Raw genomic sequence first — 24951 nt, forward strand, 5'->3', positions numbered from 1 at the left:
CCACTCACCACTCCCTACAATTCCGCCCGCGTATAATCTCGGGGCCGGAAAACGATACCCCCAACATCTCCCCGATGACACGCAACCACCACAGAACCACCTGCCACGGGACCCACCGAATCCCAACCGCACGACCGAAACGATGGACGAAGCTGCCAGGCTCACGATGGCAGGACTGCCGGAAGGATGCGGCGCAGCCACCCTCGGCAGCGCCTCTGCCGCGCAAGCTCAACAGCCTTCGGTCTCAGCCGCCCAGAACATGGGCTCCGGAAGCTCCACCCTGGAGCAGGCGCTGCCTCCGTCCTTGCCCAAGCCGACCAGCTGCCGAGCGCGGTGCTGAAGCTCCTGCAATGAGACGCTCTGCCGCAGATGGCCTCAGCGGGCTGGCAGTGCCCACGCCGCCGCAGCCTTCCGAAGCGCTCCGTTCGAGCTTCAGCGAGGTTGCCGATCACCAAGGAGCGGGTCAGGGCGTGACGGTGTGCGTGTCCGTGCCGGTGGAGCCGGCGAAGTCGGCGCTGCCGGGGTACGCGGCGGTGATGGGGTGGGTGCCGACGTTCAGTGGCACGTTGACGGCGGTGGTGGCGCTGCCGTTGACGAGAGGGGAGCTGACGGAGGAGCGGTTGGCGATGGTGAAGGTGACGCTTCCGGTGGCGGTCCCGGCTCCGGGCGCGACAGGTGTGACGGTCGCTGTGAGGGTGAAGGGCTGTCCTGGCCGCGATGGGTCTGGGGAGGAGACCAGCGTGGTGGTCGTCAGTGCCCGGTTGACGGTGTGCGGGTCGGTGCCGCTGGAGCCGGCGAAGCTGGTGCTGCCGGTGTAGGTGGCGGTGACCGTGTCGGGGGCGTCTCTCCTGCTGGTGTAGGGGCGGGTGACAGTGGCGCTGCCGGAGGCGAGGGTGGCGGTGACGAGGCTGCTGCCGTCGCCGAAGTTGAAGACGACGGTGCCGGTGGGCGTGCCTGCTCCGGGGGTGACGGGTGCGACGGTGGCGGTGAATGTCACTTGCTGGCCGACCACCGACGGGTCCGGAGCGTCGGCCACGGTCGTAGTGGTCGCCGCGCGGTTCACGGTGTGCAGTGCGGCGCCTCCGGAGGAGACGAAGTCCAGGTCGCCGCTGTAGGTGACGATGACCGCGTCGGGGCCGCCGGAGCGGCTGGTGTAGGAGTGGCTCACGGTGGCCGTGCCGTCGGTCAGGGAGACGGTGGCAGGGGTGGCACCGTCGCCGAAGTCGAGCGTGACGGTGCCGGTAGGGGTGCCCGCACCGGGGACGAGGGGTGCGACGTCGGCGGTAAAGGTCACCGCTTCGCCGACCACCGACGGATCCGGCGCCGACGTCACGGTCGTGGTGGTCAGAGCCCGGCGCACCCTGTGGGTGTACGGGCGGGTGGAGCCGGTGAAGTCCGCGTCGCCGTCGTAGGCGATGGTGACCATGTACGGACTGCCCGCGGCGCTCGTATAGGTGTGGTCGGTGGTCGCGACCGCGTCGGTGAGGGGCAGGGTCACGGGCGCGGTGCCGTCACCGAAGTCGAGCGTGACGGTGCCGGTGGGGGTGCCCGCACCGGGGGCGACGGGCACGACAGTGGCGGTGAAGGTCGCCGGCTCGCCCACCACGGACGGGTTCGGTACGGACGCCAGCGCCGTGGTGGTCGCCAGCCGGTGGAGGAGATGGCCGCGACGGCGGCCCGGCTGCTCGTGGAGCAGCTGGCCGGCACCGCCCAGCAGCCCTCGTCGGTGGTCTTCGAACCGGAGCTGGTGATCCGCGAGTCGGCCTGACCCTCGGTGCCGGTCCGTCCGGGAGCGCACCGAGGGTCGGCCACCCGGGCTCAGGACACGCTGCTCCGGTGCGCACGGATGATCTCCGCGTAGCGGCGCCCGCTGCTCTTCAGCGTGCGCCGCTGGGTCGCGTAGTCCACGTGGGCCAGACCGAACCGCTTGTCGTATCCGTACGCCCACTCGAAGTTGTCCAGCAGCGACCAGGCGTAGTACCCCGCCAGCGGGGCGCCCTTGCGCACCGCGCGGGCACAGGCGGCGAGGTGCTCCTCCAGGTACCGGGTGCGTTCGGGGTCGTGCACGCTGCCGTCGGCGGCGACCGTGTCCGGGTAGGCGGAGCCGTTCTCGGTGATGTAGAGGCGGCGCACCCCGTAGTCCTCGGTCAGGCGCATCAGCATGCCCTCCAGGCCCGCCGCGTCGACCGGCCAGTCCATGCCGGATCGGGGCACGCCGGGCACCCTGACCTCGCGGGCGTACGGCACCGGGCCCTCGGGGTCGTCGGTGACGACCACCGGGAAGTAGTAGTTGAGGCCGTGCCAGTCGGTCGGCGTCGCCATCACCTCCAGGTCGCCCGGCCGCTCGGGCAGCTCCACTCCGTACAGCTCACGCATGTCGGCGGGAAAGCCGCGCCCGTACACCGGGTCGAGCCACCAGCGGTTGCTGTGGCCGTCCATGCGGACGGCGGCCGCGGTGTCCTCGGGGCGGGCGGAGGCGGGGTCGACCGTGGAGTGGTTGGTGACCAGGCCGATCTGCGCCCCGGGCACGGCGGCCCGGACCGCCTGCACCGCCAGGCCGTGTGCGAGAAGGAGGTGGTAGGAGGCGCGTACGGCCGCGGTGAGGTCGGTCAGGCCGGGGGCCATCCGGCCCTCCAGGTGCCCTATCCAGCCTGAGCACAGCGGCTCGTTGAGGGTGGCCCACCGGGTGACGCGGTCGCCGAGCCGGGCGGCGACGACCGAGGCGTAGGAGGCGAGGTGTTGCGCGGTGTCCCGCTCCGTCCAGCCGCCGCGGTCCTGGAGGGCCTGCGGCAGGTCCCAGTGGTACAGGGTGACGAAAGGGGTGATGCCGGCGGCGAGCAGGGCGTCGACGAGGCGGTCGTAGAAGTCGAGACCGGCCGGGTTGACGGGTCCGTCGCCGCCGGGCAGAACGCGCGGCCAGGCGATGGACATGCGGTAGCCGTCGGTGCCGAGTTCCCGCATCAGGGCGATGTCCTCGGGCCAGCGGTGGTAGTGGTCGCACGCGATGTCGCCGTGGTCGTCGTTGTCGACCTTGCCGGGGGTGTGGGAGAAGGTGTCCCAGATGGACGGGGTACGGCCGTCCTCGGCCACCGCACCCTCGATCTGGTAGGCGGAGGTCGCGGTGCCCCAGGTGAAGTCGGCCGGGAAGGCGGCCAGGTCGAGGGCGTGCGGGGCTGCGGATTCGGACACGGAAGACCTTCCAGGGATGCACGGGGAAGCGGGAGAAGGGCAGGAGCCTCGCGCGGGCGCTACTTCACGGCACCGGCGGTCAGACCGGTGATCAGGTAGCGCTGGAGCAGCAGGAAGCCGGCGACGACCGGCACGCTCACCACGAGGGACGCCGCCATGATCTGGTTCCAGTACACGTCGTTGAGCGTGGAGTAGCCCTGGAGACCGACCGCGAGGGTCCGGGTGGTGTCGTTCGTCATGACGGAGGCGAAGAGCACCTCGCCCCAGGCGGTCATGAAGGCGTACACGGCGACCGCGATGATGCCCGGCACGGCGGCCGGGACGATCACCCGGAACAGCGCACCAACCGGACCGCACCCGTCGACCTCGGCCGCCTCGTCCAGGTCACGCGGGATCGAGTCGAAGTACCCGATCAGCATCCAGATGGAGAACGGCAGGGAGAAGGTGAGGTAGGTGAGGATCAGTCCGCCGCGGGAACCGAACAGGGCGATGCCGGTGGCGTTGCCGATGTTGACGTAGATGAGGAACAGCGGCAGCAGGAACAGGATGCCGGGGAACATCTGCGTCGACAGCACGGTGACCGTGAAGACCCGCTTGCCGCGGAAGTCGTAGCGGCTGACCGCGTAGGCGGCGAAGACCGCGATGGCCACCGAGCAGACGGTGGCGGCGCCCGAGACGATCAGGGAGTTGACGAAGTAGTCCGCGAGCGGGACGGTCTCCCAGATGTCGACGTACGGCCGGACGGTGAGCCCGGAGGGGATCCACTGGAACTTCTCCGACACGTCCTCCAGCGGCTTCAGCGAGCTGGAGAGCATCACGTACACCGGCAGCAGCACGAACACGGTCAGGCCCGTGAGGAAGATCCGCCGGGTCCACAGGAAGGACGGCGGGGCGGACATCGGCGAGCGCGGGGCGCGCCGCTTCGAGGTGTCAGGCACGGGCCTTGCCTCCCCGGCTGGTGACCAGCAGGTAGACACCGGTCACGACGAGCAGGAACAGCAGCAGCAGGACGGACATGGCCGAGCCGGTGCCGAAGTTCCAGGTCTGGAACGAGGACTGGTAGATGTGCAGGGAGATCAGGTCGGCGGACTCCGGGGCCGCCTTGCCGAACAGCACGAACGGTGTGTTGAAGTCGTTGAACGTCCACAGGAACAGCACCAGCACCAGCACCTGGTTGACGGGGCGCAGCGACGGCAGGGTGATGTGCCGGATCTGCTTCCAGACACCCGCCCCGTCCAGGGCGGCCGCCTCGTACATGTCCTTGGGGATGTTCTGCAGGCCGGCCATCAGGGTCAGGAAGGCGAACGGCCAGCCCTTCCACACCGACACGGTCAGCAGCGCCCAGAACGCGTTGTCGCCGACGAGCCAGAAGGCCGGGTCGTCGCCGATGCCGAGCTGGTCGTGCAGCACGTGGTTCACCAGGCCGTTGTCGCGCTGGAACATGAACACCCAGGTGATGACGGCGGCGTAGACGGGCAGCGCGTACGGGACGAGGAAGAGGGTGCGCAGCAGGCCCCGGCCGCGGAACTTCTCCTGGAGGAAGACCGCGGCGGTGGTGCCGATCAGCCAGCACAGGCCCACCGAGCAGACGGTGAACAGGCAGGTGGTCAGGAACGACTTCAGCAGTGCCTCGCCCACCGGGGCGTCGAAGTCGACCGCCATCCGGAAGTTGTCGAGGCCGGCCCAGGGGGCGTCGGACCAGTTGGAGATGTAGAACTGGGTCAGTTCCTTGAAGCTCATGACGATGCCCATGAGCATCGGCACGAGGTGGACGAGGAGTTCGAGGACCAGGGCGGGCAGGAGCAGCAGGTAGGGCAGTGAGACGTGGCGCAGCCGCCGCCCGGAGCGGCGGGGGTTCCGTTGCGCTCCTGGACGGTCGTGCTTGCCCGTCGTGCCCGGTCCGGTCCGGTCGTGGCGGGATGCGACGGTCGTGGTCATGGGAGGATCGCGCCTACTTCTTCGGCATCTGCTGCTGGGCCTTCTCGAGCTTCGCGCGCACCGACTCCGTGGTGACGGGGCGGCCGGCGGCGGCGTCGGCGAAGAGGTCCTTGACGGCGGTGCCGACGACGGTCTCGAACTGGGACTCCTCGGGGACCTGCGGCAGGGCGGCGGCGCTGGTGGCGAGGGTGTCACGCAGCACGGCGACGGCGGGGGCGGCGAAGGCGGCGTCCTGCTGGGCGCTCTTGACCGGCGGGATGGAGCCGTAGGCCTTGTTGAGGATCTTCTGCTCCTCATCGCTGGTCATGAACTTCACGAACTCCAGTGCGCCGTCGAGGTTGTCGGTGTTCTTGAACACCGACAAGTTGATGCCGGCGACCATGGAGTTGGTGGCCTCACCGGTGCCGGGCCGGCCGGACTGGACGGGCGCGGGCGCCACGCCCCAGTCCTCGTCCTTCATGCCCTGGGCCTTGAAGGTGGCGGAGGCGGTCTGCCAGAGCACCATGCCGGTCTTGTCGTTGGAGAAGTCGCTCAGGGACTGGTTCTGGGCGTACTCGGCGTTGCCCGGGGCGACGATCTTGTGCTTGGCCATGAGGTCGACGTACTGCTTGACCGCGGCGACCGCGCCGTCGGAGGTGAAGTCCGGCTTGCCGTCGGGGGTGAAGAAGTCCGCGCCGTGCTGTTTGCCGAGCACGAAGACCTGGTGGATGTTGTTGGAGAGGTTGGAGCCCTCGACGCCGATGCCGTTCTTGCCCTCGGCGGTGAGCTTCTTGCCGGCGGCGATCACCTCGTCCCAGGTGGCGGGCGGCTTCTCGATGCCGGCCTGCGCGAAGAGCTTCTTGTTGTAGTAGAGGGCGTACGCCATCGAGTACAGCGGCACGGCGGCCGGGTCCTGGCCCTGGACGCCGGTCGAGCCGAGCGCGGACTCCACGAAGCGGTCCTTGCCGCCGATCTTGTCGAGGTTCTTCTCGTCCCAGGGGAGCAGCGCGCCGGTCGCCTGGAGCGAGGCGGACCAGGTGTTGCCGATGTTGAGGACGTCCGGGCCCTGCCCGGAGGTGGTGGCGGTCAGGATCCGGTTCAGCAGGTCCGACCAGGGCACGACCTCCAGCTTCACCTCGATGCCGGTGGCCTGCTCGAACTTGTCGAGCTCGGGCTGGAGGACCTTCTTGTCGACCTCGATGCTCGCGCCCTGGTTGGAGGCCCAGTAGGTCAGGGTCTTGGGCGAGTCGTTCGACCCCCCGCCCGTCGAGGAACCGCCTCCGCAGGCGGCCGCGGTGAGTGCGAGGGACAAGGTGACGGCGCCGGTGACTGCGGCTCTGATTCTGCGCATGGCTGCTCCGGACCCTTTCAGGGGAGGGCGTGGGAACCGGCACGGCGAGCACCCGACAGGCTCTCCGTACGGCTTAATTTAGGTCGTGAGTTAATAGCTATGAGAAGGGTGGGTCAAGGCCCCCGCCACGGGTATGTTGAGGGCGGGGAGCCGGAGGACAGGGGGCGAAGTGCCAGCGAGGAGTGGCCGCACGGTGCGTGACCTGCGGCGCGAGAACCGAGCCGCGGTTCTGCAACGGTTGTATTTCGACGGGCCGCTCAGCCGCCTCGCCCTCGGCCCCGCCATCGGGCTCAGCTCCGGCTCGGTCAGCAACGTGGTCGCCGAACTCGTCGCCGACAAACTGGTCGAGGAGGCCGGCAGCGTCGACTCCGCCGGGGGCCGGCCGCGCACCCTGCTGCGGGTCAGCCCTGCGGGCGGCTGCATGATCGGCGTCGACATCGGCGAGACCCGCGTCAGGATCGAGCTGTTCGACCTGACGCTCACCGAACTCGCCCGCACCGAGCGGGCCCTGTCCACCACCGGGACCGACCGGCACGCCCGCTACGACGTCGCCGTCGTCGTCCGGCACGTCCAGGACGGCGTCGCCGAAGTGCTGCGCCGGGCCGGTGTCCCGGCCGAGCGGCTGCTCGGCGTCGGCATCGGCGTACCCGGCATCGTCGAACGCACCCCGCAGGACGGCGCCGTGGTGCACGGCCAGACCATCGGCTGGGACGGCGTCCCGCTGGAGCGCCTGCTGCGCGAGAGCGGCAGCCTGCCGTCGAACGTGCCGTATCGCATCGACAACGGCGCCAAGACCCTCGGTCAGGCCGAGATGTGGTTCGGCGCCGGGCGCGGCGCGCGCAACGCGGTCTTCGTCCTCTTCGGCTCCGGCGTCGGCGCCAGCCTGTTCTCCGAGGACATGGGACCCGGCCGGGCCGTCGAATGGGGCCATCTGACCGTACGGGTCCGGGGCCGCCGCTGCCGCTGCGGCACCCTCGGCTGCCTGGAGGCGTACGCGGGCGCGGAGGCGCTGCTCGACCGGTGGCGGGAGGCCGGCGGCACCCCGCCCGAGGGCACCCACGAGGAGACGGCGCTCACCGCGATGCTCGCCGCCGCCTACCCGGACAGCACGCGGGCGGAGCCCGACCGGACCGCCCTCGCCGTACTGGAGGAGACCGCCGAATACCTGGGCGCCGGCCTCGCCGACCTCATCAACCTCTTCCGACCCGAGCGCATCCTCGTCGGCGGCTGGGCCGGACTCCAGCTCGGCAGCCGCTTCCTCGACGCGGTCAAGACCCACGCCATGGCGTACGCGCTGCGCCACCCCGCCGCGCGCACCCGCATCGACCTGGGCAGGCTCGGCCCCGAGGCGGTCACCGTCGGCGCGGCCATCCTGCCCCTCGCCGACTTCTTCGCCCGCGGCGGCCACCGCCCCAAGGAGCAGCCCAGCGCACCGGCTCCGGCGTGGCGGACGGCGATACGGGACCGGATGACGTCGTGAACGCTCCTCCCCTCCTGCCGTGGCGACCGTGTTGCCGAGCGCGGTGCCGGGTCAGGTGCTCACGCCGGTCGAAGCCTCGCGGTTCCCGGCCGGTTCCGGCAGGCCGGTGGGACCGGTCGGCGGCGGGGTGTCGCCGGCGGCCGGTTCGGCGCTCTCACCGAGGAAGCCGCCCGACTGGTGCTGCCACAACTTGGCGTAGGCACCGTCCGCGGCGAGCAGTTCCCCGTGCGTGCCCTGTTCGACGACGCGTCCCCGGTCGAGGACGACGAGGCGGTCCATGCCGGCGACGGTACTCAGGCGGTGGGCGACCACCAGGGCCGTGCGTGAGTCCATCAGCCGCCACAGGGCGTCCTGCACGAGGAGCTCGCTCTCCGAGTCCAGCGCGCTGGTCGCCTCGTCGAGCAGCAGGATCGGGGCGTCGCGCAGGATGGCCCTGGCGAGAGCGACACGCTGGCGCTGGCCGCCGGAAAGCTTCACTCCCCGCTCCCCCACCAGGGTGGCGAAGCCGTCGGGGAACCGGCCGGCGAACTCCGTGACGTGGGCGGCCGCGGCCGCCGCACGGATCTCCGCGTCGGTGGCGCCGGGCCGGGCGAAGGCGATGTTGTCCCGCAGACTGCGGTGGAACATGGCGGGTTCCTGCGGGACGTAGGCGATCAGTGAGCGCAGGTCGGCCTGGCGCAGCCGGCTGATGTCCTGACCGCCGATCAGGACGCGTCCGGCGTCGATGTCCGACATCCGCAGCAGGAGCCGGGTGAGGGTGGTCTTGCCTCCGCCGGACCTGCCGACCAGGCCGATCCGCGCTCCTGCGGGCACGTCCAGGTCGAGGCCTTCGAAGATCGGCTCCGCACCGGCGTGGGCGAACGTCACGGCCTCGAAGCGGATGCCGGTGTCCCGTGGGGACAGCGCTTCGGGATCCGGTGGATCGAGCACGGTCGGCGGGTCAAGCAGCAGTTCGGTGAACTGGGCGGCCTCCGTCATCGAGCTCTCCAGCCGCCGGTAGATCTGGTTGAACTCGAACATGATCTGGGTGGCGTTGGAGTAGTAGGTGAACGCCACCACGATCTCCTCCACCCCCCGGCCCTGCCCTCCGAAGGCGATGGCGACGAGCAGGCCCAGCACGTTGGTCAGTACGGACATGGGGGCGATGAGGGTGTCGACGCGCAGATTGCCGTAGTCCCACGACTTCAGCGTCAGGCGCCGGGAGTCCGCGACGCGGCTACGGTGCTCCTCGGCCTCCCGCCGCTCGGCGGCGAACGCCCGGATGGTCTCCATGTTCGTGAGGCTGTCGGCGACATGGCCGGAGACCCGTGCGATCGCCGCCTCGCGTTCGTTGACGAGCGCCTGACGGCGCAGGACGAGAGGCGCCGCGGCCACCGCGGTCACGGCGATCATCAGCAGGAGGCCGACGACGAGCATCGGTGCGTAGCTCCACAGGACCACGGCGCCGAACACCAGGGGCACGAGGCTGCCCACGATCCGGTACGTCAGCGTGTCGACGAAGTCCTCGAAGCGCTTGCCGAAGCTCAGCACCCGTTTGGTCAGCGAGCCGGCGAAGTTGTCGTGGAAGAACGCGGCGTCCTTGGCGAGGAGTTCGTCCATGCCGCTCACGTACAGGTGCTCCATGCCGAGGGCGTCCACCCGGTTCAGGCAGTGCTGCCCGATCCGCCACACGGCTTCGGCGAGCAGCAGCGCCGCGCCGAAGCCCAGCACGTACGGCAGTGCGGAGGTCAGGGTGAGGCCACCGTCGTCGGCGGCCTGCCCCGCCAGTCTGGCGATCAGCAGAGGGGCCACGTAGCGGATGCCGATGTTGCCCACGGCCGGCAGAAACAGCGCGGGCAGGGCGAGCCGCCGTAGTCGGAACAGCTCCTGGCCGTAGCGGCGCAGCGCGAGAACGACCGCGCTCCTGCCCGGCGTCGGCCTGTGTACGTCTGGGGTCGCCATCACACTCCTGGGGGTCGGAATCCGGAAGTCTCCCGCGGGAGGACGGCACCGGTCCAGGCATTTACCGCGGATGGGCGACAACCGGACACTCCCCTGACGCTTCCCACGTCAGTCGGCACGATGGCCGCATGGCCCCGTCTGACACCGGTCCGCAGATTCGGGGTGACGTTCGCGCCGCTGTCCCGGGCGGGGTGCGGGCGTTCAAAACGATCGTTGCCGCCCGGCGAGGCGGCGGAGGCAGGCCGTGAACCCGGCGGGCGGCGGCGTCATCCCCCGATGCGGGTCAGGGTCTTCAGCGCGGGGATCACCGCGCGCAGGTCGTCGCCCTGGACCGACGTGGTCGCACGGGCGCCGGTGGCGGACGGGGCGTTGAAGGCGATGCCGAGGCCGACGGAGTCGAAGAGGGGGCCGTCGGCGGCGCAGGCGCCCACCGCCGCGCAGTCCTCAGGGGTGACGCCGAGTTCGCCCGCCCGCCGACGGGCGAACTCGCTCTCGTCCGTGAGGACGGTCATGTCGCCGGTCTTGCCCGTGAAGCGGCCCTGCGACGCCTCCAGGGGGCATCCGAAATAGGAGTGGGCACCGAACCGGTCGGCGAGGTGTGCGCCGACCGGGGCCCAGGTGAGGCTGGAGATGACCGGCACCAGACCGTTGCCCCAGCACCAACGGGTCGTCTCGGGGACGCCCGGGAGCAGGGGCAGGCCCGTGAGCTGCGTGTGCAGGGCCCCCTCGGCGATCCCCGCCCAGCGCGCCGCGTCGGTCTCCCCGGTTTCATGCAGGCTCGACGGGCCGCTCAGGCCGAGGCGCTCCTCGAGCAGGCGGGAGAGGCTGCCTCCCCGGACCAGGACGCAGTCCAAAGAGAAGAACACGGCGGCGGTGTGAGCAGACATGAGTCTTCGACTATGCCACCCGTGAGGGGGCTCACACCAGAGATGTGAGTGATCCTTCACGACTGGTCACATCGTGATCGCTCCAGTCCGCCGTGCGCCGCCTTCCGGGCCGTCGTCAGGGGCATCGTGTCCCGTCGTATGTTCCCTTCGGAGTCCACGACCGGGGGGACCTCTACAAGAGCGCTGACCAGATCAGCGACACCGTCCTCGACGCGCGGCGCGGCATGCGGTCAGGGACGGTCAACGCACTGAGGTGTGGCGCAGGCGTCCGGCCCACGCGGGGGTTTGCAGCGCGTCGGCCGCGTCACGGGGGATGCTCAGGTGGACGTCGCGGCTGTGGTCGTCGTCCGGGGTCGGGGTGATGAGGACCGTCCACGGGATGGGATTCGCCGGGAACTCGAACCAGAACGGCCGCCCGGCGCCGAACTCGACGGCGTAGACAGGGATCCGGCTGGAGTTGTTCAGGGCGACCGTGCCCTCGAACGCGTCCAGGGCCATGCGGCTGAACACGCGGCCGGAGCGGCCGGCCGAGCGCTGGGCCTCCAGGAAGGCGGCCTCCTGGCGGATCCGGTCGGGGGTGACGCGGTCCAGGGCGGCCCGTGCGGCCGCGACCGTGTGCGCCAGGGGTTCCTCCCGCAACTCCCGGGCCGGGAGCACGGCCGTGGTGTTGGAGACCGCGTTGCCCCAGTAGCCGTCCGGGAGGCTGCCCTTGAGCGCGGTGCGCAGCCCGACCACGATCCCCAGGCGTTCCTCCGCGCCGGGTTCCCGGTCGCGCAGCGCACCGAGGACGCGCCACAGGTGCGCCCCGAGTGCGTCGCCGCTGGACGCCGGCGGCCGGTCGGCGTCCTGGCCCGCCCGCGCCGTCTCGCGCAGGGCGAGGACCTCGCCGGCGGTGAACCGGACGGTGAGCGTGCGCATCTTCCGCGCTCCGGCGTTGACCTTCCAGAGGAACCCGGCCTTCTGCCGTGCGGTGACCACGGTGTACTGGGGGTCGTCCGGTGCCGGACGTACGCCGTCGGCGAGTCGGCCGAGCAGGGCACGGTCGTACGGCGCGGCCCGGGTCTCCTCGTCGGCGTGCGTGCGGGACCAGTGTTGCAGGAAGTCCAGGTAGCCGGTGCCGTCGACCACGGCGTGGTTGATGGAGACGCCGAGCACGGACCCGCCGCCGCGCATATGCGTGACCTTGACGGAGAGCAGGGGCGTGTCGTGGCCGACGACGCGGAAGGCGTTGACGGGGTGGATGTAGCGGCGCAGGTCCTGCCGCGCCGGCCGGTCCGGCCCGTAGTCGGGCATGGCCCGGTCCGAGTGGGCGACGGAGAGGACGGCGCCGGCGTCGTCGCACGCCACGGCGAGTCCGCCGTCCGGATCGCGTACGAGGCGTCCGGTGAGCAGCGGATAGTGGGCGAGCGTGCGGCGCAGGGAGTCCTCGACGGCGTCGTCGTCCAGCGTCCGCCGGTAGAAGAAGGTGCGCGGCGTGGCGAACGTGCCGTTCATCAGGTCGTGCACGCCGAGCCGGACACGCACGCCGTACGGCGCTCCTGCGCGCAGGACGACGGTGCGCCCGGGGTTGCCCACCGGCGGGCGGCCGATCTTCATGGGAGTCTCCAGGGACGGGCGGGGGGCCCGCGCCGGGCCCGGCACCTCAGCCTGCCGGGACGGGACCCGTGAATCCCCTAGAACTTGCGGCGGTGCACACGGCCGCCCTCACGACGGGTCCCGGCGGTGGTCAATGTTTGGTGGATCCCTAGATTCGGCCGGTGTTCCTGGCCCGGGGGCACGGCCGCGTGCTGGTCTGGGGTTCCCCCGATCGAACGATACGGGCGTGGGGACCCGCTTCGACTGCGAGCCGGCCGTACGTCTCGTCCCCACCGGCACACACAGGAGGCCATCAGCCGTGGGGAACGACAAGACCGAGATCCTCGACCTGGTCCGCGATTACCACCGTTCCACCGTCTCGTCGGGATTCGTTCCGGGTGTCACCCCGGTGCAGGCCTCGGGTGCGGTGCTCAGCGAGGACGACCGGGTGGCCCTGGTGGAGGCGGCGCTCGACATGCGCATCGCCGCCGGTGTCAGCTCGCGTCGGCTGGAGCGTGCGCTGGCGAGGTACTTCGGGCTGCGCAAGGCGCATCTGACCAATTCCGGTTCGTCGGCCAACCTGCTGGCGCTGGCCAGTCTCACCTCACCGCAGCTGGGCGAGGACCGGCTGAAGCCGGGTGACGAGGTGATCACGGTCGCCGCCGGCTTCCCCACCACGGTCAACCCGATCCTGCAGAACGGTCTGACGCCGGTCTTCACCGACATCGAACTGGGCACCTACAACGCCTCGCTGGAGCGCGTGGAGCAGGCGATCGGCCCCCGCACCCGCGCCATCATGATGGCGCACGCCCTGGGCAACCCCTTCCAGGTGAAGGAGATCGCCCAACTGGCCCGGGACCGCGACCTGTTCCTCATCGAGGACAACTGCGACGCGCTGGGCAGCACCTATGAGGGGCAGCTGACCGGCACCTTCGGTGACCTCGCGACGGAGAGCTTCTATCCCGCCCATCACATCACGACGGGTGAGGGCGGCTGTGTTCTCACGGACAACATGGTCCTGGCGCGGATCGTGGAGTCGATGCGGGACTGGGGCCGCGACTGCTGGTGCGAACCGGGCGAGGACAACCGCTGTTTCAAGCGGTTCGAGCAGCAGATGGGGTCGCTGCCCGAGGGCTACGACCACAAGTACATCTTCTCCCACGTGGGTTACAACCTGAAGTCGACCGACGTGTCGGCGGCGCTCGGGCTCTCGCAGCTGACCCGGATCGACGAGTTCGGCAGGGCCCGCCGTCACAACTGGGAGCGGCTGCGGAAGGGCCTGGACGGGCTGCCGCACCTGCTGCTCCCGGAGGCGACGCCGGGCAGCGACCCGAGCTGGTTCGGCTTCGCCATCACCGTGGAACCGCACGCCCCGTTCGCGCCGGGCGCCCTCATCGACCACCTGGAGTCCAGCAAGGTCGCCACGCGTCGCTTCTTCGCGGGCAATCTGACCCGCCACCCGGCGTACGAGGGGCGGGAGTTCCGGGTCAGCGGGCCGCTCACCAACAGCGACATCACCACCGAGCGGACGTTCTGGATCGGCGTGTACCCGGGCCTGACCGACGAGATGATCGACCACAGCATCAACACCGTGATGGAGTACGTGACGCTGCCGCACTGACGCCGTGAACGCCCGCGGATGGGCCCGGCACCTTCCGGTACCGGGCCCGCCCCGTCGCCGTGGGCGGGTGCCCGCCGCTCAGCCCGCCGCGGGGGACCGCGCGGCCCAGGCCTCCAGCAGGTCCGCGGCGCGGGGCGCGCCACCCGCCTGCCGTACCGCCTCCCGCATGCGGGCCAGGGCGGCCGGCGCCGCCGGGTCGCCGAGGAGCCCGGCCACCGTGTCCGTCAGGCTCCGGGCGGTCAGACCGGCCCGGGGCAGCGAGCGGCCCACCCCGCACTCCTCCAACCGCTGTGCGCTCAGTACCAGTTCGTGTGCGTGAGGCAGGGCGACCACGGGCGTTCCGTAAGCCAGGGACTCCATCAGGCTGCCCATGCCGGCGTGGCACACGAACACGTCGGCATGCGGCAGTACGGCGGGGTGCGGCAGCCAGGAGTGGGCCTCGACATGGGCCGGCAGCGGCCCCAGGAGCGCGGGATCGGTGTCCCGGCCGAGGGTCATCACGACGTGCCACGCGTCGGCGGGGAACGCCTCGGCGCACAGCCGGAAGAGCCCGCCGCGGTCCCCCGACTCCGTGCCCAGCGAGACGAGGGCGATCCGCCGCCCGTCGCTGGGCGGCGACCACAGACCGGGGCCGGGCTCGGTGAAGGCGGGGCCCACGAAGGCGAACCGCTCGTCGAAGCCGTCCCCCTCGATCTGGAAGGCGCGGGGCAGGAAGACCAGGTTGCGCTCGTCCCACTCGGTGCCGTAGCGGCCCATCTCCTGCGGGCCGATGCCGTGTCCGCCCATGAAGTCCACGAGCACTCTGGCGCCCTCCGCCATCAGCGGGTGCCCGGGGTCCCACAGCTGGGCGCGCAGGGAGAACTTCTCGTTGGCCGCGTGGCTCGGGCAGACCTGCACCGGCACGGCGTCCAGGACGCGCGCGGCGACCCTGCCGGCGGCGACGGTCTCGAAGTCGTAGAGCAGCACGTCGGGCGGGTCGGCGGCGAGGGCGTCGCGTGCCGTGGGGAAGACGGTGCGGACGGTGTCGACCAGGAGGTCGTAGCCGTCGCGGGCGAGCCGGTCGGGGCTCGGGTCGGCGCTGCGGTAGAACTCGCCGCGCGCGGAGGTGTAGGTGACGGCGCGGGCCCCGCAGTCCTCGACGAGTGGAGCGAACCGCTCGTCGACGACGTAGGTGACGCGGTGGCCGCGGGCGATGAGTTCGCGGGTCACTGCCAGAGTGGGGGCGATGTGGCCGAAGTCCGCGAAGAGCAGCAGGGCGTAGTGGCGGGCGGGGGTGGGGGTGCCGGGCGGCATGGCTCTCCGATGGGTGTTCGGCCGGCCCGGTGTGCCGGGCGGCCGAGGGGTCAGCGGGTGGTGCGGCGCAGTGCCTCGTAGTGCGCCAGGCAGTCCTCGTAGCGGGCCAGCACGCCGGTGTCCCGGGCCTCGGCGACGGACATCGCCGACGCGTCCTTCCGCGACATCCGGGGTGCCTCCGACAGGCGCCAGGGCAGGTCGAGTTCCGGGTCGAAGGGGTCGATGTCCACCTGGGTGCCGGGCACGAACTCGGTGGAGCACAGATACGACACGCAGGTGTCGTCGGTGAGGGCGAGGAAGCCGTGCACCAGGCCCTCGGCGACGAACAGCGTGTCCCCGGACTCGGCGGACAGCCAGTTCGCCTCGTGCACGCCCCAGGTCGGTGAGCCGACCCTCAGGTCCACGACGATGTCGAGGACCGCGCCGCGCACCACGCACACCACCTTCGCCTGTCCCGGCGGCAGCAGTGTGCCGTGCAGGCCGCGCAGGGTGCTGCGGCGCGACACCGAGTAGTTCACCTGCGCCACGGGCACGGGACGGCCGAGCTCCTCGGCCAGCCTGCCGTGCCGGAACGACTCGTAGAAGCTGCCGCGCTCGTCACGGAGTTGGTGCGGGGTGATGTGGTAGGCGTCCGGCACAGCCATCTCTCGAACCTTCATGGTGGCCCCACCGTAGGTCGTCGGGATCGAGGACCGATCGAGGACGGCCGGTGACCGGCTCCACTCGACGGTGCCTTGATCGGTCCTCGATCGGCGGCTGCTTCAGTGGAGGGGTCACACTCGCGTGTCCGCGGGGCAGCACACGGTGTACGGGCGCACGCGCGCGGGCCCGGGAGGAGAGTCGCAATGGTGGAGGTCGGTGCGCTGGGACTGCCCGACACCGCGGACCGGGGGTCCGGCCGCGTGGTGGTTCTCGGGGCGACCGGGTTCGTCGGCCGCCACGTGGGCGCCGCCCTGGAGCGGGCCGGTCACGAGATCCACGCCGTGGCCCGTCATCCGCGCAAGACGCCGGCGTCCTGGCGCTTCCACCCGATGGACCTGGCCGACGCCGGGCCCGGGGCGCTGGCCGGACTCATCGACGCGGAACGCCCCGTGGCCGTCGTGAACGCGGCGGGCGAGGTGTGGTCCCGTACCGCCGAAGGGATGCACCGCAACAACCGGCTGCTGGTGGACCGCCTGCTCTCGGCACTCGCCGCGGCCGGCCACCGGCCGCGGCTGGTGCAGCTGGGGTCCGTGCACGAGTACGCGCCGCAGCCCCGCGGGGTGTGGCTGACGGAGTCCTCTCCGGAGGAACCGGCCACGGACTACGGGCGCACCAAGCTCCACGGCACCCGGGCGGTGCTGCGGGCCGCGGAGACGGGTGCCGCGGACGCGGTGGTGCTGCGGCTGTCGAACGTGATCGGCGCCGGCACCCCGCGGGGGAGCCTGCTGGGCCAGGTGGCCGCGCAGCTCCTCGACCGTCCGGTGCGGGGACGGGCCGCGGAGGTGCGGGTGTCGCCGCTGCGCAGCAGCCGGGACTTCGTGGACGCACAGGACGTGGCGGGCGCCGTCCTGGCGGCGGTGGGCGTCGCGGAGGCCCGCGGGCGGGTGGTGAACGTCGCGAGCGGCTCCTCGCAGCCGGTCCGGGACATGGTGGACCTGCTCATCTCGATCAGCGGCCGCCCCGCCCGGCTCGTGGAGCGGCCGGGGGCGGCCGCGCGTTCGCTGCCGGACGCCGACTGGATGGCCGTGGACGTTTCGGCCGCGCGCACGGTCCTCGGCTGGGAGCCGCGACGCACCCCCCGCGACATGGTGGAGGACCTGTGGCGGGCCGCGGCCGGGCACGAAGGGCCGGCCGCCGGTGGGTGAGGCGCGGCGGCGGACCGGAGGGGTCAGCCGGGCAGGAGGTCGAGGTCGGCCGTGCTGACCCGGTCGGTCAGCACGTGCTGGCGCAGCCGCTGGAGCCCGGGCGAGGGATCCAGGCCCAGCTCCTCCCGCAGCCGTGCGCTCAGCCGCTGGTAGACCTCCAGTGCCTCGCTGCGCCTGCCGCACCGTTCCAGGGCGATGATGAGGGTGCCCTGGAACCACTCGTGCAGCGGGTGTGTGCAGGTGAGTTCCTTCAGTTCGCCCACGAGTTCGCGATGCCGGCCGAGACGGAAGCCGGCGGTGATGCGCAGTTCCTCGGCCCGCAGGTGCAGTTCCTCCAGCCGCTGGGCGTGTCCGCGCAGCGCGGGGCCGTGCGCGACGTCCGTGAAGGGCGGCCCGTGCCAGAGCGGCAGGGCCCGGTCGAGGAGCGCGAGGGCACCGGCCGGATCGTCGTCGGCGAGTGCCGACCGGGCCCGGCCGGTGAGCAGGGCGAACTCCTCCGCGTCGCACTCCCCCGGCGCCACCCGCAGCAGATATCCGTGCGCGCGGGTGACGAGTGGGCCGCTCTCGCCGGGCCCGGGGTCCTCGCCGCCGTGCAGTGCCTTGCGCAGCTGGTACGCGTAGGTCTGGACGGTGGGGGTGGCGCTGCGCGGCGGATGCCCGGACCAGAGTTCGGTGGTCAGCGCGCTCAGTGGGACGACGTGGTTGCGGCGGGCGAGGAGGACGGCCAGCACCTGTCGCACCTTCGGCGCCGTGGGGGTGACGTCGCGGCCGCCGTCCGACACCCGTAGCGGGCCGAGGGTGCGCCAGGTCAGCACGGCGCGGCCCCGGGCGTCCGGTCCGGGTCGAGCGCCTGGCCCCAGACGTGGGGGTTGTCCCGGTACCAGGCGACCGTCTCGGCGAGTCCCTCGGTGAAGTCCTTCTGCGGCTTGTAGCCGAGTTCGACGTGGGCCTTGCGCCAGTCCACGGAGTAGCGGCGGTCGTGCCCCTTGCGGTCGGCGACGTACTCCACGCTGTCCCAGTCGGCGCCGCACGCCTCGACGAGCAGCCCGGTCAGGCCGCGGTTGTCGAGTTCGGTGCCGCCGCCGATGTTGTAGACCTCGCCGGCCCGGCCGCCGGTGCGGACCAGCTCGACGGCGCGGATGTGGTCGTCGACGTGGAGCCAGTCGCGCACGTTCAGCCCGTCACCGTAGAGGGGGACCTTGCGGCCCGCGAGGAGCCGGGTGACGAACAGCGGGATGATCTTCTCGGGGAACTGGTGGTGCCCGTAGTTGTTCGAGCAGCGGGTGACGCGTACGTCCAGGCCGTGGGAGCGGTGATAGGCCAGGGCGACGAGGTCGCTGGCCGCCTTGGAGGCGGCGTACGGCGAGTTGGGACTCAGGGGCTGCTCCTCGGAGCAGGAGCCCTCGGGGATGGAGCCGTAGACCTCGTCGGTGGAGATGTGTACGAACCGGTCGATGCCGTGGTGCAGCGCCGCGTCCAGGAGGGTCTGGGTCCCCAGGACGTTGGAGCGGACGAACTCGGCGGCGGCGGTGAGGGAGCGGTCGACGTGCGACTCGGCGGCGAAGTGGACGACCTGGTCGTGTTCGGCCATCAGCCGGTCGACGTGATCGCGGTCGCAGATGTCGCCGACGACGAGGCGGAAACGGCCGGATCCGGCGACCGGATCGAGGTTGGCCGCATTGGCCGCGTAGGTGAAGGCGTCGAGGACCGTGACGGTGACGTCGTCGGGGCCGAGGGGTCCGAGCAGGGTGCGGACGTAGTGGGAGCCGATGAAGCCGGCCCCGCCGGTCACCAGGATGCGCGTCTTACTCATCGGGGTGCGGCGCGTCACCGGGCGTACCGAGCGGCGCCGTCCTCCTTCCTCAGGGCGTGCGGTTGCGGTGCGCCGGTTCAGCGGGCCGCGGTGAGACGTTCGAGTTCCGGGACGACGGCGTGCGGGGTGGGCATGGCCGCCGACTCGTCGCGCAGCCGGCGTGCGGCGGTGGTGAAGGACGGGTCCTCCAGAAGACGCCGAGTGAGGTGCGTCACTCGGTCCGGGTCGGCGTCGGTGTGGTGCAGGAAGAGCCCCGCGCCGCTGTCCTCCAGGCTCCGGCCACGCAGTTCCTGGTCGGCGACGAGGGTGGACAGGGCGAGTTGTGGCACGGCGTTGACCAGGGCGGTGGAGAAGGTGCCCCAGCCGCCGTGGTGGACCACGGCGGAGCAGGTGGGCAGCAGGGTGCTCAGTGCCACTCCGCTGACGGCCCGGACGTTGGCGGGCAGGGCGTGGAGCTGCCCGGCCTGTTCGGGCATGAGCGCGGCGACGACGTCGGCGTCGAGCCGGGACAGGGCGTGCAGCAGGCCGGCGACGTCCACGTAGTCGCCGCCGTAGGCCTCGGTGTTGGTGCGGCCCAAGGTGACGCAGATCCGGGGCCGCTTGGGCTGTTCGCGCAGCCAGTCCTCCTGCAGGGCGGTGCCGTTGTAGGGCACGTACCGCATGGAGAGCTGCCGCAGGTCGCTCGCCGGGCGCAGGCTCTCGGGCAGGGTGTCGAGGGTGAACATGCCGTTGAGCAGTTCTTCGTCGCAGCGCACTCCGTAGGCGCTGCCGCGGTCGTCGATCCAGTCGGCGAGCGGGTCGGCCCGCTCGTCCTCGGGCATGTCCCGGGCGAGTTCGACGAAGGTGCGGCGGGCCTGCCCGTAGACGTCGGCGCACCACAGCAGGCGCGCGTGGGCGGCGCCGCAGGCGCGGGCGGCGATGCCGCCCGCGTAGGCGATGGGGTCGCGGACGACGAGGTCGGGACGCCAGTCCCGGGCGAGGGCGACGAGGTCGTCGAGCATCGGGTCGTTGTAGCGGGCGAACCCGTACGGGACGCTGATCGAGTACCGCTCGACAAGGCTCGCGTGGTCGACGTCGCCGTACCCGAGGCGGCTCCAGTTGGCGACGTCGGCGTCCTGGGAGTCCCTGGCCACGGCCATGTCGCGGTGCAGGTCGTGGTCGGTGCCGACCGGGGCGGCGACGAGTCCCGCGCCGGTGACGGCGCCGTTCAGGGACGGCGCGTTGGCCATCAGCACCTCGTGCCCGGCGGCCGTCAGGGCCCAGGCCAGCGGCACCATCGTGTAGACGTGCGACTTCTCCGGCAGGCCGGCGAACAGGACGCGCATGGGTTCCTCTCCTGGTCGGGTCCGTGGGGGCTGGGCGGCGCTCAGGCCGCCCCGGGGCGGTCCTCCGCCACGGAAATGGCGCTCAGCGGGCAGGACTCGGCGGCCTCCCGCACGGCGGGGGACTGCGCGACGCCGGGCCGGTCGACCAGCAGCACGGCCATTCCGTCGTCGTCCTGGTCGAAGACCTCGGGGGCGATGAGGGCGCACTGGCCGGCGCCGATGCACCTGTCGTGGTCGATCGCGATGTCCATGCGGTTTCCTGTGCGCTCGTCGCTCGGGTGGGACGGTCGGGTGGGGCGGGTGGAGCGAGGCCATCTTGCGGTGCGCGGGACGGGGTCGGGCCGTGCGGCGACCGCTGACTGGGGTTTCCTCCAGAACTTCGCACGCCGTGCCGGGGCGTGGGGCCCCGGGCGGGGCCGGCACGGCCAGTACGCGGTGAATCCCTAGACTGCGCGGCCCTCGCTGGCCCGGCCCGGCGCCCCCGTGCTGGAGTGACCGGGCCGGCGGGAACGCCGCGTGCCCAAGCCGAAACGTTCGACATCTGCGAAAGGGGAACCTGGGTGGCGCAGCACAGCAGCCCGGACACGCTCGACCCGGCGCCCGGGTCCGACTCCTCGCCACGACGCCCGCCGGGCGTGGAGCCGGACGGCGGGGCCACGCTGCTGGCGTGGGCGGCCCGGATGCGCGACGACCAGCCGGTGTGGCGCGACGGCACCGGCCATGTGCACGTCTTCCGTCATGCGGACGTGCAGCGGATCCTCGCCGATCCCGCGACGTTCTCCTCGGACACGGTGGGCCGCCTGTCGGGCGGCGAGAAGCAGGCTCCGCGCGGCACGCTGCTGCTCCTGGACCCGCCGCTGCACGGCAAGATGCGCCGTCTGGTGAGCAAGGCGTTCACGCCGGGTCTGATCGCCGGCCTGGAGCCGTGGATCACCGAACTGACGGGGCAGCTGCTGGACGCCGCTCCCGGCGACGCCTTCGACCTGGTGGACACGCTGGCCAATCCGCTGCCGGTGACGGTCATCGCCCGCATGCTGGGCGTCCCGGCCGAGGACCGCGACCGCTTCCAGGGGTGGGCGGACCAGTTGCTGTCCACCGACCCGGAGGACCCGGAGAGCGTGCGCCGGATGGAGGAGACGGCGGTCACCATCTCCGCCTATCTCCAGGGTTTCATCGAGGCCCGGCGCGCGGAACCGCGCGGCGACCTGCTGAGCACGCTGGTCGGCGCCGAGGTCGACGGGGAGCGGCTGGAGGACGAGGACATCGCGAGCTTCGCGACCCTGCTGCTGCTCGCCGGGCACATCACCACGTCGGTGCTCGTGGGCAACGCGCTGCTCTGCCTGGACCGTGACCCGGAGCTGTCGGCGAAGGTCCGCTCGGACCGCTCGCTGATCCCGGCGGTGATCGAGGAGACGCTGCGGTTGCGTCCGCCCTTCACCCGGATCGAGCGCGTCACCACCGCCGACACGACCGTGGCGGGAACGGCGGTCGGCCCCGACACGCTGGTCCACCTGTGGCTGCTGTCGGCCAATCGCGACGAGCGGGTCTTCGAGGACGCCGACGCGTTCCGGCCGGACCGCCCCAACTCCCGTCAGGCCGCGTTCGGGCACGGCATCCACTACTGCATCGGGGCCCCGCTGGCCCGGCTGGAGGGCCGGATCGCGCTGGAGGCTCTGCTCGACCGGTACGACCGCATCGGCGTCGACCACACGGTGCCGCTGAGCTGGCACGGCACCAACGTCTTCGGCGCACGTCACCTGCCGCTGCGGGTGCGCCGCGCCTGAAGCCGGGTGCTCCGCACACACATCGCCCCTCCCCTTCGCCGACGGAGTGACTTCATGAAGCCCAGGCCCGGTCCGCCCGTGATCCCCTCGGAACGCGGCAGGTGCCCGTTCGACCCGCCCGCGGAGTACGCGCGGCTGCGCGCCGAGGAGCCGGTCAGTCCCGTGACCTTCCAGGTGGCGCCCAAGGACACCTCGGGCTGGCTGGTGACGCGCCACGACCTGGTCCGGCAGGTTCTCGCCGACGAGCGTTTCAGCCACCGCAACGAGCTGCTGGCGCACGTGGTCGCCCCGCCGTTCCCGATGACCGAGTACGCGCCGCAGCCATCCCCGCCCGGGTCGTTCGCGAAGATGGACGCCCCCGAGCACACCAAGTACCGGCGGCTGCTGGCGGGGCACTTCACGCTGCGCCGCATCCAGGCCTACGAGCCGCAGCTGACGCGGATCGTCGACGGGGCGCTGGAGGAGATGGCCGCCCAGGGCTCCCCCGCCGACCTGGTGACGGACTTCGCGGAGAAGGTCAGCCTGCGCTCGGTGTGTTCGCTGATGGACGTCTCCCCCGAGCTGATGGACGGCATCCAGGAGCACTTCGGCGCGCTGATGACCCTCACGTACACGCTGGAGGAGTTCATCCACCACGTGGAGTCGATGGACGCGCTCATCCGGCCGATGGTGCGGGAGCGGATGGCGCAGCGCGGCGCGGACTTCTTCGGACGGCTCGCGTCGACCGGCGAACTGACCGAGGACGAGCTGGTCAACCTGGCGGTCCTCACCCTCGGCGGTTCCCTCGACACCACCCCGAACATGCTGGCCCTGAGCACCTTCGCACTGCTGGAGCACCGGGACCAGCTGGCCCTGCTGCGCGCCCGCCCGGAGCTGTACGAGGCCGGCGCGGTGGACGAACTGCTGCGGTATCTGACGATCTCGCAGATGGGTTCGAGCCGGTGTGCGCTGGAGGACGTCGAGGTGGGCGGCACCACCGTCAGGGCGGGCCAGACGGTCGTCCTGTCGCTGCCCGCCGCCAACCGCGACCCCGAGGTCTTCGACGAACCCGACCGGCTGGATGTGACCCGCGTGCCGCGCAAGCATCTCGCGCTGGGCTTCGGGGCGCACCAGTGCCTGGGTCAGCACCTGGCGCGGGCGAGCATGCGGATCGGCCTGCGCCGCCTGTTCGACCGGTTCCCGGCGCTGCGGCTGGCGACACCGGCCGAGGAGGTCCCGCTGCGCGACCGGGCCGTGCACTACGGCGTCGACCGACTGCTCGTGGCCTGGGACTGAGGCCGCCATGGCACGGAGGAACACCGCCGCACGGGCGGGGAGGAAGGGCCTGCCCGCCTTCCGCACGGTCGTCGACAGCCGTGTGGAGCGGGTGCACACCGTTCGCGCCGGGCGGGCCGACGGCCGCCGTGTGCGGCTCACCGGCTACGACCTGCTCACCGGCCCGTGGTACACGCCGCTGACGTTCTTCTACCGCGGCACGCTCGACGGCGCGGCGCTGCGCGACTCCCTGGCGCGCACGCTGCGCCGCTACCCGCTGCTGTCCGGGCGGCTGGAACGGGACGCGGACGGCGGGCTGAGCGTGGTGTGCGCCGACGCGGGCGTCCGGTTCACCGAGGCGTCCTGTCCCGACCGGATGCGTGAGTACGGCCACGGGCTGCGCGCCCAGCCGGTCGTCGGGAACCTGCTGCGCGAGGTGAGCGCCTTCGGCGTGGTGGGCCGTGACACCCCGCTGCTGAAGATCCGGCTGACGCGGATGTCCGGCGGCGGGTCGGTCCTCGGTGTGCTCATCAACCACACGCTCGCGGATGGCGGCAGCACCGTCGCCTTCCTGGAGAGCTGGTCCCGCGAGCACCTCGGGCTGCCGTGGGACGGCCCCGACCACGACCGCGACGTACTGGACCGCCTGGGCCGGCCGTCCGCAGATCCTGTGACGCGGGAAGCCCGGGCGTTCGTCGGGACGGGCCGGATCCGGCATCTCGCGACCACGCTGAAGGCGGGGATCAACAAGCTCGCCACGGTCACGACGCGCTTCGACGCGGCGGAGCTCGCCGCGATGAAGGCCGAGGCGCAGCGGACTCCGGCGGAGCCCGGTGCGTGGGTGTCGACCAACGACGCGCTGACCGCTCATCTGTGGCAGGTGCTCGGTGAGCTGAGAGCGCGCCCGGCCGGGGAGACCGAGTGGCTGGGGCTGATCGTCGGCGTGCGGCAGCGGCTGGGCGACGCGTTGCCGGCGTCGTACTGGGGCAACTGTGTGAGCAACAGCTGGACCTCGCTCACGGCGGGCCGGCTGCGCGAGTCGCCGCTCGGCTCCGTCGCGGGGGATGTGCGGCGCTGCCTGGAGAGCAACACCGAGGACAAGATCCGCGACGAGATCGCCTTCCTCGACTCCTACCGGCGCAAGGGGGTCTCCCGTCATGTGATGTCCGTGCGGGCGCCCGACGTGTCGACGACGTCCGTGTCGGTCAACAACTGGTCGCAGTTCCCGCTGTACCGGATCGACCTGGGGGCCGGGCGGCCGTTCTGGTACGAGTTTCCCGACCTTCCGGTGCCGACGGTGCACATCGCGCCCACGCCGGACGGGGACGGGGGCCGGGACGTCTACCTGTGTCTGCCCGAGTCCGACGCCGCCCTGGCCGGCACTCGACCGTGGCGGGAGCGGCTGCACGTGTACAGCGGATCACCCATCGGGCCGTGACCGGAAGCGGTGGGGTGGGCGCCGTGCGTCCGCCGCCGCGCAACCGGCCCGGTCGGGAACGCCCGGGACGAAGTCGCCGCTATGGGACAACAGTGATCGCGGACTTCCCAGTCGGCTTCGGGTGAGCCAGGATGACGCGTGCAGAAGAGGTGCAGGGACGGGTCACCGGTCATCACGGAACCTCCACTGGGGCCGCGCAACACACGTCCCGGGACCACCACCGGTGCTCCGGGAGG

The 24951-nt window shown here is 71.7% G+C and carries 21 protein-coding genes; 7 read left to right on the plus strand and 14 right to left on the minus strand.

The genetic code is table 11. The annotated features are described in order from the left end of the window. Positions 1–463 precede the first annotated feature (463 nt). Complete coding sequence (locus tag ACSLTV_RS33510) at positions 464–1696, minus strand: Ig-like domain repeat protein (RefSeq protein WP_435613511.1); 1233 nt, start codon at positions 1694–1696, stop codon at positions 464–466. On the opposite strand from ACSLTV_RS33510, the gene ACSLTV_RS33515 reads away from it, so the two are divergent. Further along, a complete protein-coding gene (locus tag ACSLTV_RS33515) occupies positions 1652–1768 on the plus strand; it encodes a substrate-binding domain-containing protein (RefSeq protein WP_435613513.1) in 117 nt (38 codons plus the stop codon). The two genes, ACSLTV_RS33510 and ACSLTV_RS33515, sit on opposite strands and share 45 nt — an antisense overlap. A gap of 50 nt (positions 1769–1818) precedes the next feature. Here the strand turns inward: ACSLTV_RS33515 and ACSLTV_RS33520 are convergent, their stop codons facing one another. From ACSLTV_RS33520 to ACSLTV_RS33535, 4 genes are read right to left on the minus strand one after another with little or no spacing between them, the layout of a single operon-like run. Continuing rightward, entirely contained in the window at positions 1819–3189 is a 1371-nt protein-coding gene (locus ACSLTV_RS33520) for a GH1 family beta-glucosidase (RefSeq protein ID WP_435613501.1), read from the minus strand. Between the two features lie 59 nt (positions 3190–3248). Continuing rightward, entirely contained in the window at positions 3249–4088 is an 840-nt protein-coding gene (locus ACSLTV_RS33525; protein WP_432158697.1) for a carbohydrate ABC transporter permease, read from the minus strand. A gap of 31 nt (positions 4089–4119) precedes the next feature. After that, positions 4120–5127, minus strand: coding sequence for a carbohydrate ABC transporter permease (locus tag ACSLTV_RS33530; RefSeq protein WP_435613502.1), 1008 nt, complete (start codon positions 5125–5127; stop codon positions 4120–4122). A 13-nt stretch (positions 5128–5140) separates the two neighbouring features. Beyond that, a complete protein-coding gene (locus ACSLTV_RS33535; protein ID WP_432139687.1) occupies positions 5141–6457 on the minus strand; it encodes an ABC transporter substrate-binding protein in 1317 nt (438 codons plus the stop codon). Between the two features lie 169 nt (positions 6458–6626). Between ACSLTV_RS33535 and ACSLTV_RS33540 the strand changes: the two genes are divergently transcribed. Then, on the plus strand, positions 6627–7937 hold the full coding sequence (locus ACSLTV_RS33540; RefSeq protein ID WP_435613503.1) for an ROK family protein: 1311 nt from the start codon (positions 6627–6629) through the stop codon (positions 7935–7937). Between the two features lie 51 nt (positions 7938–7988). Here the strand turns inward: ACSLTV_RS33540 and ACSLTV_RS33545 are convergent, their stop codons facing one another. The 3 genes from ACSLTV_RS33545 to ACSLTV_RS33555 form a co-directional block, all read right to left on the minus strand. Further along, positions 7989–9878, minus strand: a complete 1890-nt coding sequence (locus ACSLTV_RS33545; RefSeq protein ID WP_435613504.1) for an ABC transporter ATP-binding protein — start codon at positions 9876–9878, stop codon at positions 7989–7991. A 266-nt stretch (positions 9879–10144) separates the two neighbouring features. Further along, positions 10145–10765: an HAD family hydrolase gene (locus ACSLTV_RS33550; protein WP_432139690.1), complete on the minus strand. Its 621-nt coding sequence runs from the start codon at positions 10763–10765 to the stop codon at positions 10145–10147. A 240-nt stretch (positions 10766–11005) separates the two neighbouring features. Further along, positions 11006–12361 carry an acyltransferase gene (locus ACSLTV_RS33555; RefSeq protein ID WP_435613505.1) on the minus strand — a complete coding sequence of 452 codons (1356 nt, stop codon included), beginning with the start codon at positions 12359–12361 and terminating at the stop codon, positions 11006–11008. A 298-nt stretch (positions 12362–12659) separates the two neighbouring features. Here ACSLTV_RS33555 and rfbH point away from each other — a divergent pair, with 298 nt between their 5' ends. After that, positions 12660–13961 carry a lipopolysaccharide biosynthesis protein RfbH gene (gene rfbH / locus ACSLTV_RS33560; RefSeq protein ID WP_432139692.1) on the plus strand — a complete coding sequence of 434 codons (1302 nt, stop codon included), beginning with the start codon at positions 12660–12662 and terminating at the stop codon, positions 13959–13961. Positions 13962–14039: 78 nt separating this feature from the next. On the opposite strand, the gene ACSLTV_RS33565 is transcribed toward rfbH, so the two are convergent. Both ACSLTV_RS33565 and ACSLTV_RS33570 read right to left on the minus strand, forming a co-directional pair. Next, positions 14040–15254 (minus strand): macrolide family glycosyltransferase, encoded by a 1215-nt coding sequence (locus ACSLTV_RS33565; RefSeq protein WP_432158688.1) that lies wholly within the window; start codon positions 15252–15254, stop codon positions 14040–14042. 50 nt (positions 15255–15304) lie between these two features. Continuing rightward, a complete protein-coding gene (locus ACSLTV_RS33570) occupies positions 15305–15898 on the minus strand; it encodes a dTDP-4-dehydrorhamnose 3,5-epimerase family protein (RefSeq protein ID WP_432139694.1) in 594 nt (197 codons plus the stop codon). A gap of 201 nt (positions 15899–16099) precedes the next feature. On the opposite strand from ACSLTV_RS33570, the gene ACSLTV_RS33575 reads away from it, so the two are divergent. Then, positions 16100–17101 (plus strand): NAD-dependent epimerase/dehydratase family protein, encoded by a 1002-nt coding sequence (locus tag ACSLTV_RS33575; RefSeq protein WP_435613506.1) that lies wholly within the window; start codon positions 16100–16102, stop codon positions 17099–17101. Positions 17102–17124: 23 nt separating this feature from the next. Here the strand turns inward: ACSLTV_RS33575 and ACSLTV_RS33580 are convergent, their stop codons facing one another. The 4 genes from ACSLTV_RS33580 to ACSLTV_RS33595 all read right to left on the minus strand — a co-directional run bounded on the left by ACSLTV_RS33580 (position 17125) and on the right by ACSLTV_RS33595 (position 20490). Then, complete coding sequence (locus tag ACSLTV_RS33580; protein WP_432139696.1) at positions 17125–17916, minus strand: AfsR/SARP family transcriptional regulator; 792 nt, start codon at positions 17914–17916, stop codon at positions 17125–17127. Continuing rightward, entirely contained in the window at positions 17910–18914 is a 1005-nt protein-coding gene (gene rfbB / locus ACSLTV_RS33585) for a dTDP-glucose 4,6-dehydratase (RefSeq protein WP_432139697.1), read from the minus strand. Before rfbB ends, ACSLTV_RS33580 begins: the two co-directional genes overlap by 7 nt. A gap of 77 nt (positions 18915–18991) precedes the next feature. Beyond that, positions 18992–20239 (minus strand): activator-dependent family glycosyltransferase, encoded by a 1248-nt coding sequence (locus ACSLTV_RS33590; protein WP_435613507.1) that lies wholly within the window; start codon positions 20237–20239, stop codon positions 18992–18994. Positions 20240–20280: 41 nt separating this feature from the next. Further along, on the minus strand, positions 20281–20490 hold the full coding sequence (locus tag ACSLTV_RS33595; protein WP_432139699.1) for a ferredoxin: 210 nt from the start codon (positions 20488–20490) through the stop codon (positions 20281–20283). 309 nt (positions 20491–20799) lie between these two features. On the opposite strand from ACSLTV_RS33595, the gene ACSLTV_RS33600 reads away from it, so the two are divergent. From ACSLTV_RS33600 to ACSLTV_RS33610, 3 genes are read left to right on the plus strand one after another with little or no spacing between them, the layout of a single operon-like run. Further along, positions 20800–22023 (plus strand): cytochrome P450, encoded by a 1224-nt coding sequence (locus ACSLTV_RS33600; protein ID WP_432158690.1) that lies wholly within the window; start codon positions 20800–20802, stop codon positions 22021–22023. Between the two features lie 54 nt (positions 22024–22077). Continuing rightward, positions 22078–23298, plus strand: a complete 1221-nt coding sequence (locus ACSLTV_RS33605) for a cytochrome P450 (protein WP_432158691.1) — start codon at positions 22078–22080, stop codon at positions 23296–23298. A 7-nt stretch (positions 23299–23305) separates the two neighbouring features. Next, on the plus strand, positions 23306–24715 hold the full coding sequence (locus tag ACSLTV_RS33610; protein WP_435613508.1) for an acyltransferase: 1410 nt from the start codon (positions 23306–23308) through the stop codon (positions 24713–24715). The last annotated feature ends 236 nt before the right edge of the window (positions 24716–24951 follow it).

It is taken from the genome of Streptomyces sp. bgisy159, assembly GCF_965341775.1.
Classification (GTDB): domain Bacteria; phylum Actinomycetota; class Actinomycetes; order Streptomycetales; family Streptomycetaceae; genus Streptomyces.

Coding starts and splice junctions, on each gene's coding strand:
- ACSLTV_RS33525 (WP_432158697.1), bottom strand. CDS start 4,088: ATGTCCGCCCCGCCGTCCTTCCTGTGGACCCGGCGGATCTTCCTCACG.
- ACSLTV_RS33530 (WP_435613502.1), bottom strand. CDS start 5,127: ATGACCACGACCGTCGCATCCCGCCACGACCGGACCGGACCGGGCACG.
- ACSLTV_RS33535 (WP_432139687.1), bottom strand. CDS start 6,457: ATGCGCAGAATCAGAGCCGCAGTCACCGGCGCCGTCACCTTGTCCCTC.
- ACSLTV_RS33545 (WP_435613504.1), bottom strand. CDS start 9,878: ATGGCGACCCCAGACGTACACAGGCCGACGCCGGGCAGGAGCGCGGTC.
- ACSLTV_RS33550 (WP_432139690.1), bottom strand. CDS start 10,765: ATGTCTGCTCACACCGCCGCCGTGTTCTTCTCTTTGGACTGCGTCCTG.
- ACSLTV_RS33555 (WP_435613505.1), bottom strand. CDS start 12,361: ATGAAGATCGGCCGCCCGCCGGTGGGCAACCCCGGGCGCACCGTCGTC.
- ACSLTV_RS33565 (WP_432158688.1), bottom strand. CDS start 15,254: ATGCCGCCCGGCACCCCCACCCCCGCCCGCCACTACGCCCTGCTGCTC.
- ACSLTV_RS33570 (WP_432139694.1), bottom strand. CDS start 15,898: ATGGCTGTGCCGGACGCCTACCACATCACCCCGCACCAACTCCGTGAC.
- ACSLTV_RS33575 (WP_435613506.1), top strand. CDS start 16,100: ATGGTGGAGGTCGGTGCGCTGGGACTGCCCGACACCGCGGACCGGGGG.
- rfbB (WP_432139697.1), bottom strand. CDS start 18,914: ATGAGTAAGACGCGCATCCTGGTGACCGGCGGGGCCGGCTTCATCGGC.
- ACSLTV_RS33590 (WP_435613507.1), bottom strand. CDS start 20,239: ATGCGCGTCCTGTTCGCCGGCCTGCCGGAGAAGTCGCACGTCTACACG.
- ACSLTV_RS33595 (WP_432139699.1), bottom strand. CDS start 20,490: ATGGACATCGCGATCGACCACGACAGGTGCATCGGCGCCGGCCAGTGC.
- ACSLTV_RS33605 (WP_432158691.1), top strand. CDS start 22,078: ATGAAGCCCAGGCCCGGTCCGCCCGTGATCCCCTCGGAACGCGGCAGG.
- ACSLTV_RS33610 (WP_435613508.1), top strand. CDS start 23,306: ATGGCACGGAGGAACACCGCCGCACGGGCGGGGAGGAAGGGCCTGCCC.